We start from the raw sequence: 1,213 nt of genomic DNA, 5'->3' as shown, positions 1-1,213 counted from the left end.
GGGCACGGCGGATCGCCGCGCGCCCACACGCCCTGCTCGCGGCCGGGGTCCTGCTGATGGTGCTGGCGGTGGCCGAGTCGCTGGTGCTGGCCACCGACACGCCGCTGGCCCGGCTGGGCAGGACGGCGCTCGCGCCGGTGAGCGGGCCGGCCGGGCCCGGCCTGGCCGCCTCCGACGGCCGGCTGTACTTCCTGATCCTGCCCCTGGTCGGGCTGGCCACGACGGCGCCGGTGGCGTTGCTGCGCGGGCAGCGGGTGGCGGCGGGCGTGGTGGTGTTCGCGGCCTGCGCGCTGTCGCTGGCCGCCTTCCACACGCTGACCGTGGCCGGCGCGGCCGCGCAGCTCATCGTCTGCTACCGGCTCGGGCGCGGCGGTGCGCAGCGGCTGGCGCTGGCGCTGGCGGTGCCGTACCTGGTGCCCGCGCTCGCGTTCGGCGCGGCAGAACCGGGCGGCGGCGGGCCCTGGTCCGCCGTCGCGCCCCCCGCACCCGGCACACCTCCAGGGATGGCGCCCGAGCCGGCGCCGTCGAACGGCTCCGGGATCCGGGTGCTGGTCCTGCTGCTGGCCGCCGCCGCACCGGCGGCCGCGCTGGCCGGGACCGCGCGGCGGGCCCGCGGCGAGGCAATGGCCAGCAGCGCCGAACGGCAGGTCATCGCCGACAGCCTGCTGGAGCACACGGCGCGCGGCGAGCGCGCGCGCATCGCCCGCGAGCTGCACGACGTCGTCGCACACCACATCTCCATGGTCGCCGTGCAGGCCGAGACGGCCAGGCTCACCACGAAGGGCATGCCGGCGGCCGGCGCCGAGCGGCTGTCGGCCATCGGCGACACCGCCAGGGCCGCGCTGACCGAGATGCGGCGGCTGCTCGGCGTGCTGCGCGAGGACACCGGCCAGGACACCGCGGCCCGCCGGCCGCAGCCCGGGCTGCGCCTGGACGAGCTGAACGACCTGCTCGACGAGTCACGCGAGGCCGCGGGCACCGCCACGCGGCTGATCCTGCACGGCAGGCCGGTGACGCTGGACCCGGGGGTCGAGCTCGCGGCGTACCGCATCATCCAGGAGGCGCTGACCAACGCGCGCAGGCACGCGCCGGGCGCGGCGGTGGACGTGGAACTACGCTACGGCCACGAGTCCCTGCGCGTCCGCGTCCGCGACAACGGGCCAGGGCCCGGGCGGCCGCAGCGGCCGGAGGGCGGGAACGGAGAGGGGCACGG

General features: G+C 78.3%; 1 protein-coding gene. It reads left to right on the top strand.

The window, feature by feature from the left end; translation table 11 throughout:
* On the top strand, positions 1 to 1,213 hold a 1,213-nt coding region (locus HII36_RS55290; protein ID WP_236005253.1), incomplete at both ends, for a sensor histidine kinase.

This window comes from Nonomuraea antri (genome assembly GCF_013283785.1).
Taxonomy (GTDB): domain Bacteria; phylum Actinomycetota; class Actinomycetes; order Streptosporangiales; family Streptosporangiaceae; genus Nonomuraea; species Nonomuraea antri.
Note: the sequence above shows the minus strand (reverse complement) of the source record. Positions and strands in the feature narration are given on the sequence as shown.